Origin of the sequence: Empedobacter falsenii (assembly GCF_013488205.1) — a bacterium.
Classification (GTDB): Bacteria; Bacteroidota; Bacteroidia; order Flavobacteriales; family Weeksellaceae; genus Empedobacter; species Empedobacter falsenii_C.
Genome location: NZ_CP040908.1, coordinates 1,782,330 through 1,795,920, shown reverse-complemented (window position 1 = coordinate 1,795,920; position 13,591 = coordinate 1,782,330). Strand labels below are relative to the sequence as shown.

The window sequence follows — 13,591 nt, the reverse complement described above, 5'->3', positions numbered from 1 at the left end:
AGTTGAGAGGTTTTTGTTATTTATCTATCTTAATAATTACATCGAATGTGCTTTATTTCCTTCAAAATGAATCATCCAAGGTGTTCCAAATTGATCAATAAAAGACGCATAAAGCTCAGCAAAAAACTGTTCTGCCAAAGGCATTTCTAATGATTTTGCATTTACCGAAAGACGATCATATAATTGATGCGCTTCTGCAGGATTATCGACATCAAGCATAATGTAATTGTTATTTCCAGCTTTGTATTGATGTCCAAATTCTTCAATAATATCAGAACCCATTAACATTGTTGTTTCATTAATAAACAATGCCACATGCGAAACTTTATCCTTTGCACTATCTGGAATCTGAAATTCTGGACTTGGCGGCATATCACCCATTTTATACATCCCAATATTTTGCGTTTCAAAAACAGTTTCATAAAACTGAAATGCCTTTTCGCAATCTCCGTTAAAATTTAAGTAAGCGTGTACTTTAGCCATAATATTGTATTTTTTGTGATTATTTTTTTAATATAATGGTTGACCATTTTCATCGGTTGTTAAAACCTCGGTCATATAATCTAAAAATGGTTGAAGAACTTGAATTGATTTTGCTACTTTTTGTGGAAAATCTTTTGCTAAAACTTCTTCATCTGTAAAATTCTTAATAAACAAATATTGCTTTTTACGCAACAACTCAATTCTTTCATGATCTTTAGAAAATCCTTTTGGCGCAGATTTCACTTCATCTCCTTGCATTTCTCCAAATTCTTTCTGAATCATTTTTGATTGCAAAATCTTTGCTAATTCATCCGAAACTTCAATATCTTTTCTAATACGAAGCAAATCTTCACGTTCTGGTCCCCAAAAACCAACACCAATAAAATTATGATTCGGTTGAATATGAAAATAATATCCACCTCTATTAAGTGGTTTTTTACGACCTGTTTGTGCAGAAAAATGAGTTTTATAAGGAGTTTTATCGTGAGAAAAACGAACATCTCTGTAAATTCTATAAATTTTGAGCGGTTCTAATTCTTTCTTTTTAGTTAATTCTTGGTAAATCGCATTGAAAATTGAATCTGCTTCAGCTTTCGCCGTATCAAATTCAACTTTGTGCTCCGTAAACCATTCGCGGTTATTATTTTTTTCTAATTTTTTTAAAAATTTAACGATTTGTGACATGATTTATTTTTTTCGAGTAAGTAGTACTTTTTCATAATTTTCTATCCATTGTTGTGGCGTAATTCTTTGCGCTAATTCTCCGATTAATTCGAATGGAATATCCTCCACTTTTTTGAAACGAATACAACTTTTTCCCATATCTAATTTACGTTTCGAGTATTTTGGATATTCGGCGACAAACCAATTCAGCAATTTGTCGTCCATATAAATTCCCATGTGATATAACGCAATAAAATTCTTTTGAGAAGCGATATTGATAAACGGCAACGGCGATTTCGGATCGCAATGATAACCATTCGGATAAAGTGAATGCGGCACAACAAACCCAAGATGACCATAGCTCAACTGCAACTCGAAACCAACGGGTAAATTATCTGCCAAAATTTTAATTAATTTCTCAATAGCTTCTTTTCTTTCTACAGGAATTGACGTTAAATATTCTTCTAAATTTGCGACTTCGTATTGCATTATTTTCGGTATTTATCATTCAAACCTTTGCCTTCCATAATCATAGGTTTTATTTTTTCGATGCGAGAAATTTTCGTTTTTTCTTGTTTTGCTTCATCAATATATTCGATGTATTCTTTTTGCTTTCCAGGACTTAAAATTTTAAATGAAGTAAATAATTTATCATCCTGATTTAGAGTTTCTTTCAAAATTCCATTAACTTCTTTTGGTACAGATTTTTGAGGCTTTATTTCCTTTCCATCTTTCAGCAATTGAATCGCTTCTAAGACATATTCTCTTACTTTTTCGACATCAATTTCATCAGCAGAATTAAATCTCCATTGACGTAAAGCTTTCGTTTTTTCCACATTTGCGTTCACCAAAACTTTGTATTGATCTTTCAAGAAAACGCCATTGTGAAACCACAACGCAAAATGATTTTTAAAACCACTAAATGCCAACACATTTTTCTTGTTGAACGTATAAATATCTCCACCCCATTTAAACTCTTTTACCAATTCTGTTTCATTTACAACTTGTTGAATTTTCTCATTCGCTTCAACCCAATTACCATTGTATTTTGTCCATTCTCCAGATTTTTGATTCTTCATCAAATTAACTTTATACAACACAATTTCCTTCAATAACTTCTTTGGTAAAGCCTTATCCAAAGGAAGTTGTATTGCTCCTTTTGATGTTTTATAATCGGTTAAATCATTTTGAAAATGTTCGATTGTTTCTGCTCCAGGATAAATTCCTACATGATTTTTGAACATCGCAAAATGAATTACATTTCCATTCAATCGGAAAGTGGGCATTTTATAATTAATCGTTTCTGTTGCTTGTGGTACAGCTTCGTGAATAATTTTTCTTACGTTTTCTAAAATATCTTGTTTGGCTTGATCAAACCCAAGAATATATTCATCAATAGTTGTAAAATTATTTGTCATCATCATTAATCCTCGCAAATCTCTTTCAGCTTGCGTAGTGCATTTATCCACATTTCTCTGACTTGAGTTTCTGGAAAAACCTGATCATCTATTTCTACCGAACAAGTTAATCGTGTATGACCTTCTACATCTTCCAATTTATACGTTTCTTCTGTATTTTTCCACACATCAATTTCTGGTCCATCAAAAATCTCTTGACCATCTTCGTTCAGCTTTCCGATATGACGCATTTTGATTGATTTTCCTACAATATTTTCATCTATTGTAGCAATCATCGCAGCCGAACCTTTTTCGGTTTCATAAGTGAAATAAACATGAGAACCTTCGGACCAATCTCCTTTGAAATCTGAAGTTTCACTAAACGGCGTTGTCCAAATTTTATACGAATCTGGTGCAATCATTACTTTATGCACATGCTTAGGCTGCGCATAAATAACTTCTGTAAACGATACTTTTTTCATATTTTAAGCATTTGCTAATCCAAAAACAGCTCCAGCAGGATCTTCTACAATTGCAAATTGAAGATTTCCTTCTTTATTTTTAATCTCATGAATAGATTTCCCTCCCATTTCCAACGCTTTTTGCAAACTTTCCGCAACATTATCTACACTAATGTACATAATCCATTGTGATGGAATTCCTTTATTCATGCCACGTTTCGTACAAACTCCACCAGCCGCATTTTCTGAAGAAGACATCATTGTATAATCATTGTATTCCTCTTCATCATCTTTCATCGCAACATTTTTGACTTCCCAACCAACAACTTCTTTGTAAAAATCTTTTAATTCAGTCGAATTTTCAACAGTTAAATCAGCCCAAACCATTTGACCAATTTTCGATTTATTTTCATCCATCTTCAACTATTTTTAGCTTTTCGATTCAACATAATTCTTGAAACTATTCAAAATAGCTTGCCAACCTTGTGTCTGCATTTCAGTAGGATTTTGACTTTCTGGTTCAAATTTTTCTGTGATTTTGGTTAAATTATTCTCTTCATGAAAATTTATTTCAACCTTGCGACCATCTGCAATGTAATAACGAATAAATTTATTTGGAATGATTTCGTCATATTTAGCTTCAAATTCGAATTGAAAACTACCATCTTTTGCAGCCATCGTACTGTTTAATTTTCCACCAACTTGCAAATCATTTTCTGCTTTAGGACAATGCCAATCATCAGAAGCTTGATTCCATTTTACAATATCTTCAGGAGAATTAAAAGCTTTCCAAACCTGATCTATTGGAGCATTTATTATTGTTTCGATTGTAATCATACGTATAGTTTTTTGTTGATTTTTAAGGTTTCATAAAATCAAAAGCACCTTTGCGCAAATTAATTCCGTATTCGAGATAAGCTTTCAGACAAGCCAAGAAATTCGCCCAACCTTCTGTTTGTCCCATCAATTGCTTAATTCCAGCTTCATCATCATTCATTTCATGTTCAATGACTTTAACAATTGTCGAATCATTTTCTCCTTTTTCGAGAAAAATCTCCACCAGCATATCATCAACTCCACCGCTCCAATCAAAAGAAATGTATTCATCTTGTTTTAAATCGCCTCCCATTACAGGAAAAATATCATCAAACTCAGGAAATTTCCATTCAACAATTTTTCCAGTTTCGATAGCTCCTGATGAAGAAGCAATAAAATATTGATTCATTTTATTTGGATTAACAATCGCATCAAAAACTTCATTTTTAGATTTCTGAATTTGAATTGTTGCTTTTGCAGTTAACTTCATTTCAATTAATTTTGGCTAACTAATTTAATCAAAAAAAGTGTTCGAATTTTCGAATTCATAAAAAATAATTAAAACTTTATCGATATTGAAATCATTTATAGAAAATAATTCGATTTGTACTTTTAAAAAATAAAAGTTTTTTACATTTATAGTATTGTAAAATTGATAAACACGTGAAAAAATTTACTCAAAAAGCAACTCTACTTAGTCTTATTTTGATGAGTGGAATTAGCTATGCGCAAGATGCAAAAGCAGATTCTGCCTATGTTAGAGAGCATTATGAAAAGACCGAACAATTGATTCCGATGCGAGATGGAACGAAATTGTTTACAGCTATTTATACGCCAAAAGATCAAACCAAGAAATATCCTGTTTTACTTAATCGAACGCCTTATACAGTGGCGCCTTACGGAGCAAATGAGTATAAAAAATCGCTTGGAAATTTCCCTGCAGAAATGCGCGAAGGATTTATATTCGTATACCAAGATGTGAGAGGAAAATGGATGAGCGAGGGTGAATTTGAAGATGTACGACCAGTTAATAAAACGAAAAATAAAAAGGCAATAGACGAAAGTACAGATACGTACGACACGTTGGAATGGTTGGCAAAAAACATGAAAAATTACAACCAAAAAGCTGGAATTTATGGAATTTCTTATCCTGGTTTTTATTCGACAATGAGTTTGGTTAATTCGCATCCAACGCTGAAAGCTGTTTCACCACAAGCACCAGTTACGAATTGGTTTTTAGGCGACGATTTTCATCACAATGGTGTTTTATTTCTAAATGATTCTTTCAAATTTATGTCATCATTTGGTGTTAAACGTCCGCAACCAATTACACCAGATAAAGGTCCGAAATCTTTAGAATATCCAATCAAAGATAATTACCGTTTTTATTTGGAAGGTGGATCTGTAAAGGAATTGAAGGATAAATATTTCCAAGATAATATCAAATTCTACAATGATTTGTTTGCACATCCTGATTATGATCAATTTTGGCAAGATCGAAACCCTTTACCACATCTTACCAATGTGAAACCTGCTGTGATGACGGTTGGTGGTTTCTTTGATGCAGAAGATGTTTATGGTGCATTTGAAACCTATAAAGCAATTGAAAAGCAAAATCCGAATGCAACAAATATTTTGGTAGCTGGACCTTGGTTTCATGGTGGTTGGGTTCGCTCTAAAGCCGATACATTTGGTGATATGCAATTTGGAACGCCAACAGGAGAATATTATCAGCAACAAATTGAGTTACCTTTTTTCAATTATTATTTAAAAGACAAAGGAAATTTCAAACCAACAGAAGCGCAAATTTTTATCACAGGTTCTAATGAATGGAAACAGTTTGATAATTGGCCTCCAAAGAATGTGACAACGCAGAAAATGTATTTACAAGCTAACGGAAAAATATCTTTTCAACAGACTAATAACGCAAGTTTTGATGAATATGTAGCAGATCCAAATAATCCAGTTCCGTATCAAGGTGGTGTTTTAGAAAGTCGTCCGCGAGAATATATGGTCGATGATCAACGATTTGCGTCAACTCGTCCTGATGTTATGGTTTATCAAACCGACATTTTAACTGAAGATATGACGATTACAGGTCCAATTATCAATCATCTATTTGTTTCATCAACGGGAACAGATGCTGATTATGTAGTAAAATTGATTGATGTTTTCCCTGAAGACACACCAAAATATAATGGAAAATTGATGGCTGGATATCAAAATTTGATTCGTGCCGAAATTATGCGAGGAAAGTACCGCAATAGTTTTGAAAAACCTGAAGCAATGGTTCCTAATCAGAAAACAAATGTGACGTATTCTATGCCAGATGTTGGACATACTTTCAAGAAAGGACATCGTATCATGATTCAAGTTCAGAATACATGGTTTCCTTTAGCCGACCGTAATCCGCAACAATTTATGAATGTTTACGAAACAACTGCGAAAGATTTCTTGAAACAAACACAACGAATTTATCACGATTCTTATATCGAAATTCCAGTTTTGAAATAACAAAAAAATCCAACAAATTACTTGTTGGATTTTTTATTTTTGGACCCAACAATTTATTCAACTAAAACTGCCGAAACCAATACTTTTTCGAAGCTAAATGAAACACTTATCGGACAAGTTTCTTCTGCTTCTTTTGCTATTTTCTGAAATTCTTCATCTGTAATCGAAGGAATTTTTGCTGTTAAACTTAATTCTGAGCGAACAACTTTCCCTCCTTCAAAAACAATTTTACAATCGGTTTCTAATTTTTCTGCTGTATATCCTGCTTCTCCTAATAAACCTGATGTTTTCATTGTAAAACAACCTGCATGAGCTGCTGCCAAAAGTTCTTCTGGGTTTGTTCCTACTCCTTCTTCAAATCGACTTTTGAACGAATATTGTGTATTATCTAATACTGTACTTTGTGTGGTTAGTGTTCCTGATCCTTCTGTAACCGAACCATTCCAAACTGCTTTTGCACTTCTTTTCATTTTGAATATTTTTTAGATTGAATTTTATTAAAGTTAAAAATTATGAAATCATTAGAGGAATTAATTCTCAACTTTATGAATAATTTTAACGAAAAAAGTTCAGATAAAATTTATCTGAACTTTTACTAAAAAAACTACTAACCACCCTTTACTATGAATTGTATTAGGTTATTCAAATTTACAAAGAAACTAGTATTTATAAAATTGAAAATCAATTTCTAATCTAATTTTAATTTTAGAAACTTTTAAAACGTAATTTTTCCAATCTTTCCTTTATTTCCCACCAAAATCACATATTTCTTATCTGGCGAAACTGTACACGTATTGTAACTATCTTGTGTAATAGTTGTCCAATTATGTCCTCCATCTGCAGAATAATCTACTCCAGAATAACCACAAACCAAGACTTTATCTTTTGAAATAATTGTTACACCAGATTTATATCCTTTTGGATATTTCCATGAATCTTGAAAATCAATTTTACCATTTGTCAACTTAAATTTATAGAAATTATAGCTCGAATCTTCTGGTTTTGTAAAATCTCCACCAACCAAGTATCCAACATTATTTGTCGCGTCATAAGCCATTCCATTAATTCCAGAAGTAGAACTTTTCGTTTTCTCCAACGCATACATTTGTCCACCTTTTGGCGTATAATAGTATAAATTCGACAACTCTCCTCCTGTAACAATCAAGGTTTGCTTCCCATCTACATACAAATTACTTCCACTTGATGCAAAAAAAGCTTCTTTCGGATTTTTCAATCGCAAAGGTTGACCGTGAAGCGATTTTGCAACTTCCCATTTAGTAGGATCAGTAATCGAAGACGTTAATACAAATGGTTTATCTGGCGACATTGGATCTCCTAAAACAGTAATTTTCTTCGAAGTTTTATCCACATAAATTACATCTAAAAAAATACCTTTTTCATTATTCTCATACAATTTATTCCACGATTTTCCGCCATCTTTCGTCTGCAAAATATAAGCAGGAGAATCAATTCCTAAAGCCAAATAATTATCTTTTCCTAAAACCTCTACATCTCTAAAATCTCTATTCTCTACAACTTTCGGATTAATCCAACTAAATGTTTTTCCTCCATCTGTCGTTCTACCAATTGTATTTTTTGAGCCAGAAACGATAAACGTTTTTGCATCCTGAAACGCCAAACCTCGGTAACTAACAGACGAATTTTCCTCATTAATCACTTGATAGGTTTGCGCAAAAGACAAACTCGATAACAATAGGACGAAATATTTCATTTTTTTTATAAATTTTAGATTCTACATTTTATATAAAACTATTTTATCTCGGCGAATCAACCAAATATTTTTTAAGTTTGTGTTTTACATCAAATAAAATGAAACGATATACATTCTCAACATTACTATTAAGCCTTACCTTAACGTGTTTTAATCCAATCAATCATACGGTTTATGGACAAAATACGTCAAAAAATAGTTCGAAAAACTTACAGATTAATGAAAAAACATTAAGCGATATTTTGGAGAAAAATAAAGCTTTTTACAAAGAAGGAAAAGTTGCCGATTATATTCCAGAATTAGGAAAAATGCAAGCAGATAAAATTACTTTTTCTGTAGTTAATGAGAATGGTAAAGTGATAAATGTTGGCGATGTCAACCAAAAATTTACGATTCAAAGTATCTCAAAAATCATTGCATTAATGATTGCTGTTACGGAAAAAGGTGAGAAAAATGTATTTTCTAAAATAGGTTATTTCGGAACGGATAAACCATTTAATCACTACGCAAATCTTGAAACGACAGGAAAACCTCTTAATCCGATGATGAATGCAGGTGCGATTTTAACAACTTCTATGATTGAGGGTGAAGGTGAAATTCCTTTCAAAAAAATCCTTGAAATGGTTCGTTACATCACCAAAAATAATTCGATAGATTATAGTAAATCGGTTTATAATTCTGAAAAAGAAACGGGAAACAAAAATCGTGGAATGTTTTATTTGATGAAAAATAATGGCTTGATTGAAGGTGATGAAGAAAAGTTGAACAACTATTTCAAACAATGTTCTATCGAAGTAACTGCCGAAGATTTAGCTAAAATTGGTTATTTCTTTGCTCATCAATGCACACGTTTTGATGGTGATACAACGTATAAAAATGCGGAAGTTTCACAATTAATTCAATCTCAAATGTTGACTGCCGGAATGTACGAATTTAGTGGCGAATATTCTCGCACCGTTGGATTACCAAGCAAATCTGGCGTTGGTGGCGGAATTACCGTTTCCGTTCCAAACAAAATTGGTATTGGCGTTTTCAGTCCTGCACTCGACAAACACGGAAATTCTGCGGCTGGTTATCACATGATTTTGGATTTGGTAAAGCAATACAATTTAAGTTTATTTCAATAATTTTTTATGTTCGATTTTAGATTAAAAGTTTTTGATACGGTTGCTAAACGCTTGAATTTCACAAAAGCAGCAAACGAATTAAATATAACACAACCAGCTGTTACAAAACATATTAAAGAAATCGAATTAAATCTTAACATTAAGTTATTCGAGAGAAATGGAACGAAAATAAAATTGACCAAAGCTGGCGAAATTCTATTAAAATATACAGAAGAAATTTTTTCTGTTTATCAAAAAATGGAATTTGAAATTGGTCAATTGCAAGAAAAACAAAAAGGAACTTTGCGTTTGGGTGCGAGCACTACAATTGCGCAATATGTGTTACCTCCTATTTTAGCAGAATTTCGAAAAAGATTTCCTGAAATTCAGTTGAGTTTGGTGATTCAAAATTCGGAAAAAATTGAAGATTTATTAGCAGATCATAAAATTGATGTCGGTTTAATTGAAGCTCAAATCAAAAATAGAACGTTTCATTATTTTCCGTTTATGAAAGATGAAATTGTGTTAGTTTCTCGTCAAAATCATTCTATTTCGACTAAAAACAATATCAAATTAGATGATTTAAAGAATATTCCGTTGGTTTTTCGGGAACCTGGTTCTGGAACTTTAGAAACTATTGATTTGGCTCTAAAATCGAAAAATATAAAGCTAAATGAGCTCAATATAGAAATTCAATTGGGAAGTACTGAAAGTATAAAATCGTATGTACTACATTCTGATGCATTGGCTTTTTTATCGATTCAATCTATTTTACAAGAACTTAAAAATCAAACTTTAACCATAATTGACATTAAAAACCTTGTAATAGAGCGTAATTTCAATTTTATCATTCCAGAAGGTGAACAATCTAAATTGGTGAATTTATTTATTGATTTCTGTAATCGTTATAACTTAAAGTAATAATAGATTACTTTTTATCATTTCTTTTTGAATAATAAGTACAAGAAATTTGTACCATAAAATTATTCAAATCATGAAAATTATACATTCAGAAAAAGGTTTATTTCAACAATTCACTACGCAAAAAGTTATCTTTTTAATATGTGCATTTCTATGTTTAATGCCTTTTATAAGCTCTCCTATCGCATTAGTTTTAGGATTTGCTGTTGCTCAAATATTTGGAAATCCATACGAAATACAATCACGAAAAGTATCAAGCACTTTATTGAAAGTTGCTGTGGTAGGTTTAGGATTCGGAATGAATATCTTTTCGGCTATACAAGCTGGAAAAGAAGGAATTGTATTCACCGTTGTAAGTATTTCTACGTTGATGATTTTAGGATTTTTATTTACCAAACTCTTCAAAATTGAAAAAGCTACAGGATACTTAATATCAGCGGGAACAGCAATTTGCGGTGGAAGTGCAATCGCAGCAATCGCGCCGATTACAAAAGCAAAACCCAATCAAATTTCGGTTGCTTTAGCAGTGGTTTTCACTTTAAATTCAATTGCCTTATTGATTTTTCCACCACTTGGACATTTATTCAACTTATCTCAACACGAATTCGGTTTGTGGTGCGCCATCGCCATTCACGATACAAGTTCAGTCGTTGGAGCAGCAAGTAAATACGGAGAAGAAGCTTTACAAGTCGCTACAACAGTGAAATTAGCGCGTGCACTTTGGATTATTCCATTGTCGTTTTTAACCTTATTGTTTTTCAAAAACACCACATCAAAAATTAATATTCCGTGGTTTATTGGTTTATTTTTAATCGCCATTTGTGTCAATACCTATGTACCTTTTGTTCATCAATTTAGCCCAATTATTATTGATTTATCAAAAGCTGCACTTACGCTTACATTATTCTTAATCGGAACAAGTTTATCATTCAAAATGATAAAAAATATCGGTTACAAACCACTATTAATGGCTATTATTTTATGGGTAATTATTGGAGTTGGAAGTTTAATTATGATTATGAATTTAGCTTAAAATCGTTCTGATTTCTATATTTGTTGCTATCTTTAGAACAAGAAAATTTATAATGAATCATAGATTATTAAAAAATATTGCACTCGGAATTGGATTTTCAATTTCGAGTTTTGTTTCTGCACAAACCTATACTTTAAAATTCAAAACGAATTACGGAAAATTTGATGTGATGTTATACGATTTCACACCAAAACATCGCGATTTGATTTTGAGTGAAATTAATAAAGGAACTTATACAAATGCGCAATTTAACAGAATTGTGAAAGATTTTGTGATTCAAGGAGGAGAATTAGATGACCCTATTTTGGCACGAGAAGCCGAACATCCAGAACAAAAACCGATTCGTTTAGCACCAGAATTTAATCCGAAAGCTTTTCATAAAATGGGTGCTCTAGGCGCTGGTCGAGATGGAAATAAAGAGAAAGCATCGTATTACAATCAAATTTATTTTGTTGTTGGAAAGAGAATTACAGAAGAAGAATTAGATAACTTAGAAGCTAAAAAAGGAATCAAATTTACAGCAGAACAACGCGCTGAGTATTTGAAAAATGGTGGTCAGCCTCGTTTAGATCATGATTTTACAGTTTTTGGAGAAATTACAAAAGGCTTAGACAAAGTCATGAAAATTAGTAATGTTGAAACGAAAAACGAATTACCATTAGAACCTGTTATTTTTTCAATCAAAGTGAAAAAGAAAAAAACGCCTACGAAATATAACAAAACAAGTGTTTCTTTGGGCGGTACAGCGATTGGTTTTTAATTATTATTTTTGTACCTCAATTATAAATTATGCAACCATCAATTTTATTAACGACTTTAAACGCAAAATATATTCATCTCAATTTGGCGATTCGTATTTTGTACGATTTGAATCATCATCGAGGAAATATTTTTTGGAAAGAATTCACGATTAAATCTGACTTTGATGAAGTTGCAGAAAAATGTGCTAAATACGATATTATCTGTTTTAGTTGCTACATTTGGAATATTACGCAGACGTTAGAAGTTTGTAAACGTATCAAACAAATTTCTCCTGAAACTAAAATTTTGTTGGGAGGACCAGAAGTTAGTTACGAATATGATGATGTGATTGCAAATAATTATATCGACTATATTATTGTAGGTGAAGGAGAAATTCCGTTCGAAGAATTTGTTGCTAACTATCCATCAATAGAAAATGTACCGAATTTAGTTTACAAGAAAGAGAACAAAGTTGTTTTCAATGCGCAAAATATTCAGTTTGATATCAAACGATTAAAAGGTAGAAATCCTTATCAATACGATAATCCAGCGGATTTGGAAAAGAAGGTTTGTTACATCGAAACTTCTCGTGGATGTCCTTATAAATGTGAGTTTTGCTTGGCAAGTTTAGACAATAAAATGCGCTATTTGCCGATGGAAACCATCAAAGAAAATTTGTTGTATTTGATGAAACATGGGAAAACTATCAAATTTTTGGATCGTACATTTAACATAAAACGTGATTTTACAATTGAATTGTTTCAATTTATTTTGGATCATTATCGTGAAGGAAATGTTTTTCAGTTCGAGATTACAGCCGATATTGTTCATCCAGATATTATTAAATTCATCAACGAAAAAGTTCCGAAAAATCTTTTTCGTTTCGAAATTGGGATTCAAACCGTTAATCAACAAAGTAATCGAGAGGTTTCGCGCAAACAAAATTTTGAGAAAACATCAAATGTCATCAATCAATTAAAAGACAGAATTGAAATGCATTTGGATTTGATTGTTGGTTTGCCTTTAGAGTATATTGATGATTTGAAGTTTAGTTTCGAAGAAACTTTCAAGCTTTATCCACCCGAATTACAATTAGGTTTTTTGAAATTTTTGAAAGGAACGCCAGTTCGTCAAAAATACGAGAATTATGGCTATCATTTTGATCAATTACCTCCGTATCAAATTATAAAAAGTGATTTTTTAAGTGAAAAAGATTTAGAAAATATTACGGCTTTAGAAAATGCTTTGGAGATTTATTGGAACAAACCAAGAACACCCGAAACGTTGAAATATATTGCACAAAAGTATTCTATTTTTGATTTTTTAATGGGATTAGGACAATATTTTGAGCAACATCATTTGTTCCACAAACATACATTGAATGATGTTTTTCAGACGATATTTGATTTTGCAAAAACATTTACAAACGATAAAATTGTGTTAGAATTGATCGCGATTGATTATTATAGTTTTCATAAATCAAAGCCAAAAGATTTGTTTGAAATGGAACAAAAAATAGAAGAAGATTTGAGTGAACTTGCCTCGCATCCGAAAAGTAAATTCGTTTCGATTCCGATTTCATTTGATTATCAAATTTGGAAAGACGAAGATCGTATCGAAAAAACAACAGAAAATTGGTTAATCGAATTTGTAGGAACTTCACATAATATTATTCATTGCGAAGTGTTTGAATAACAAAAAAGATGTCTTTGCAGACATCTTTT

The 13,591-nt window shown here is 31.8% G+C and carries 16 protein-coding genes; 6 read left to right on the top strand and 10 right to left on the bottom strand.

Going from position 1 to position 13,591, the window contains the following annotated elements; all coding sequences use genetic code 11:
* Positions 1-36 precede the first annotated feature (36 nt).
* From FH779_RS08325 to FH779_RS08290, 8 genes are read right to left on the bottom strand one after another with little or no spacing between them, the layout of a single operon-like run.
* Positions 37-483 (bottom strand): VOC family protein, encoded by a 447-nt coding sequence (locus FH779_RS08325; RefSeq protein ID WP_135836490.1) that lies wholly within the window; start codon positions 481-483, stop codon positions 37-39.
* A gap of 27 nt (positions 484-510) precedes the next feature.
* On the bottom strand, positions 511-1,167 hold the full coding sequence (locus FH779_RS08320) for a DUF2461 domain-containing protein (RefSeq protein ID WP_180906712.1): 657 nt from the start codon (positions 1,165-1,167) through the stop codon (positions 511-513).
* A gap of 3 nt (positions 1,168-1,170) precedes the next feature.
* Positions 1,171-1,635, bottom strand: coding sequence for a DUF1801 domain-containing protein (locus tag FH779_RS08315; protein ID WP_180906711.1), 465 nt, complete (start codon positions 1,633-1,635; stop codon positions 1,171-1,173).
* Complete coding sequence (locus FH779_RS08310) at positions 1,635-2,615, bottom strand: DUF1801 domain-containing protein (RefSeq protein WP_180906710.1); 981 nt, start codon at positions 2,613-2,615, stop codon at positions 1,635-1,637. Before FH779_RS08310 ends, FH779_RS08315 begins: the two co-directional genes overlap by 1 nt.
* Positions 2,570-3,025, bottom strand: a complete 456-nt coding sequence (locus FH779_RS08305; RefSeq protein ID WP_180906709.1) for an SRPBCC domain-containing protein — start codon at positions 3,023-3,025, stop codon at positions 2,570-2,572. Before FH779_RS08305 ends, FH779_RS08310 begins: the two co-directional genes overlap by 46 nt.
* Positions 3,026-3,028: 3 nt before the next feature.
* Positions 3,029-3,421: a VOC family protein gene (locus FH779_RS08300; protein ID WP_180906708.1), complete on the bottom strand. Its 393-nt coding sequence runs from the start codon at positions 3,419-3,421 to the stop codon at positions 3,029-3,031.
* Positions 3,422-3,433: 12 nt separating this feature from the next.
* A complete protein-coding gene (locus FH779_RS08295) occupies positions 3,434-3,841 on the bottom strand; it encodes an SRPBCC family protein (RefSeq protein ID WP_180906707.1) in 408 nt (135 codons plus the stop codon).
* A 22-nt stretch (positions 3,842-3,863) separates the two neighbouring features.
* Positions 3,864-4,310, bottom strand: a complete 447-nt coding sequence (locus tag FH779_RS08290; RefSeq protein ID WP_180906706.1) for an SRPBCC domain-containing protein — start codon at positions 4,308-4,310, stop codon at positions 3,864-3,866.
* Positions 4,311-4,483: 173 nt separating this feature from the next.
* On the opposite strand from FH779_RS08290, the gene FH779_RS08285 reads away from it, so the two are divergent.
* Positions 4,484-6,334, top strand: coding sequence for a CocE/NonD family hydrolase (locus tag FH779_RS08285; protein ID WP_244958047.1), 1,851 nt, complete (start codon positions 4,484-4,486; stop codon positions 6,332-6,334).
* 53 nt (positions 6,335-6,387) lie between these two features.
* Here the strand turns inward: FH779_RS08285 and FH779_RS08280 are convergent, their stop codons facing one another.
* Together FH779_RS08280 and FH779_RS08275 are read right to left on the bottom strand one after the other, a co-directional pair.
* Positions 6,388-6,804, bottom strand: a complete 417-nt coding sequence (locus tag FH779_RS08280; RefSeq protein ID WP_125350069.1) for an OsmC family peroxiredoxin — start codon at positions 6,802-6,804, stop codon at positions 6,388-6,390.
* Positions 6,805-7,049: 245 nt separating this feature from the next.
* On the bottom strand, positions 7,050-8,066 hold the full coding sequence (locus tag FH779_RS08275) for a YCF48-related protein (protein ID WP_180906705.1): 1,017 nt from the start codon (positions 8,064-8,066) through the stop codon (positions 7,050-7,052).
* Positions 8,067-8,164: 98 nt separating this feature from the next.
* Here FH779_RS08275 and glsA point away from each other — a divergent pair, with 98 nt between their 5' ends.
* The 5 genes from glsA (at position 8,165) to FH779_RS08250 (ending at position 13,562) form a co-directional block, all read left to right on the top strand.
* The gene (glsA, locus tag FH779_RS08270; RefSeq protein WP_180906704.1) at positions 8,165-9,193 is read left to right on the top strand and encodes a glutaminase A; all 1,029 of its coding nucleotides are present in this window, start codon (positions 8,165-8,167) and stop codon (positions 9,191-9,193) included.
* 6 nt (positions 9,194-9,199) lie between these two features.
* On the top strand, positions 9,200-10,093 hold the full coding sequence (locus FH779_RS08265) for a LysR family transcriptional regulator (RefSeq protein ID WP_180906703.1): 894 nt from the start codon (positions 9,200-9,202) through the stop codon (positions 10,091-10,093).
* Between the two features lie 73 nt (positions 10,094-10,166).
* A complete protein-coding gene (locus tag FH779_RS08260; RefSeq protein WP_180906702.1) occupies positions 10,167-11,126 on the top strand; it encodes a YeiH family protein in 960 nt (319 codons plus the stop codon).
* A gap of 52 nt (positions 11,127-11,178) precedes the next feature.
* Positions 11,179-11,886, top strand: coding sequence for a peptidylprolyl isomerase (locus FH779_RS08255; RefSeq protein ID WP_180906701.1), 708 nt, complete (start codon positions 11,179-11,181; stop codon positions 11,884-11,886).
* 29 nt (positions 11,887-11,915) lie between these two features.
* Positions 11,916-13,562 carry a B12-binding domain-containing radical SAM protein gene (locus FH779_RS08250; protein ID WP_180906700.1) on the top strand — a complete coding sequence of 549 codons (1,647 nt, stop codon included), beginning with the start codon at positions 11,916-11,918 and terminating at the stop codon, positions 13,560-13,562.
* Positions 13,563-13,591 lie beyond the last annotated feature (29 nt).

Bases quoted from the DNA above. Each gene is read 5' to 3' on its own strand.
- FH779_RS08325 (WP_135836490.1), bottom strand. From the start codon at position 483: ATGGCTAAAGTACACGCTTACTTAAATTTTAACGGAGATTGCGAAAAG.
- FH779_RS08320 (WP_180906712.1), bottom strand. From the start codon at position 1,167: ATGTCACAAATCGTTAAATTTTTAAAAAAATTAGAAAAAAATAATAAC.
- FH779_RS08315 (WP_180906711.1), bottom strand. From the start codon at position 1,635: ATGCAATACGAAGTCGCAAATTTAGAAGAATATTTAACGTCAATTCCT.
- FH779_RS08305 (WP_180906709.1), bottom strand. From the start codon at position 3,025: ATGAAAAAAGTATCGTTTACAGAAGTTATTTATGCGCAGCCTAAGCAT.
- FH779_RS08300 (WP_180906708.1), bottom strand. From the start codon at position 3,421: ATGGATGAAAATAAATCGAAAATTGGTCAAATGGTTTGGGCTGATTTA.
- FH779_RS08295 (WP_180906707.1), bottom strand. From the start codon at position 3,841: ATGATTACAATCGAAACAATAATAAATGCTCCAATAGATCAGGTTTGG.
- FH779_RS08290 (WP_180906706.1), bottom strand. From the start codon at position 4,310: ATGAAGTTAACTGCAAAAGCAACAATTCAAATTCAGAAATCTAAAAAT.
- FH779_RS08280 (WP_125350069.1), bottom strand. From the start codon at position 6,804: ATGAAAAGAAGTGCAAAAGCAGTTTGGAATGGTTCGGTTACAGAAGGA.
- FH779_RS08275 (WP_180906705.1), bottom strand. From the start codon at position 8,066: ATGAAATATTTCGTCCTATTGTTATCGAGTTTGTCTTTTGCGCAAACC.
- glsA (WP_180906704.1), top strand. From the start codon at position 8,165: ATGAAACGATATACATTCTCAACATTACTATTAAGCCTTACCTTAACG.
- FH779_RS08265 (WP_180906703.1), top strand. From the start codon at position 9,200: ATGTTCGATTTTAGATTAAAAGTTTTTGATACGGTTGCTAAACGCTTG.
- FH779_RS08260 (WP_180906702.1), top strand. From the start codon at position 10,167: ATGAAAATTATACATTCAGAAAAAGGTTTATTTCAACAATTCACTACG.
- FH779_RS08255 (WP_180906701.1), top strand. From the start codon at position 11,179: ATGAATCATAGATTATTAAAAAATATTGCACTCGGAATTGGATTTTCA.
- FH779_RS08250 (WP_180906700.1), top strand. From the start codon at position 11,916: ATGCAACCATCAATTTTATTAACGACTTTAAACGCAAAATATATTCAT.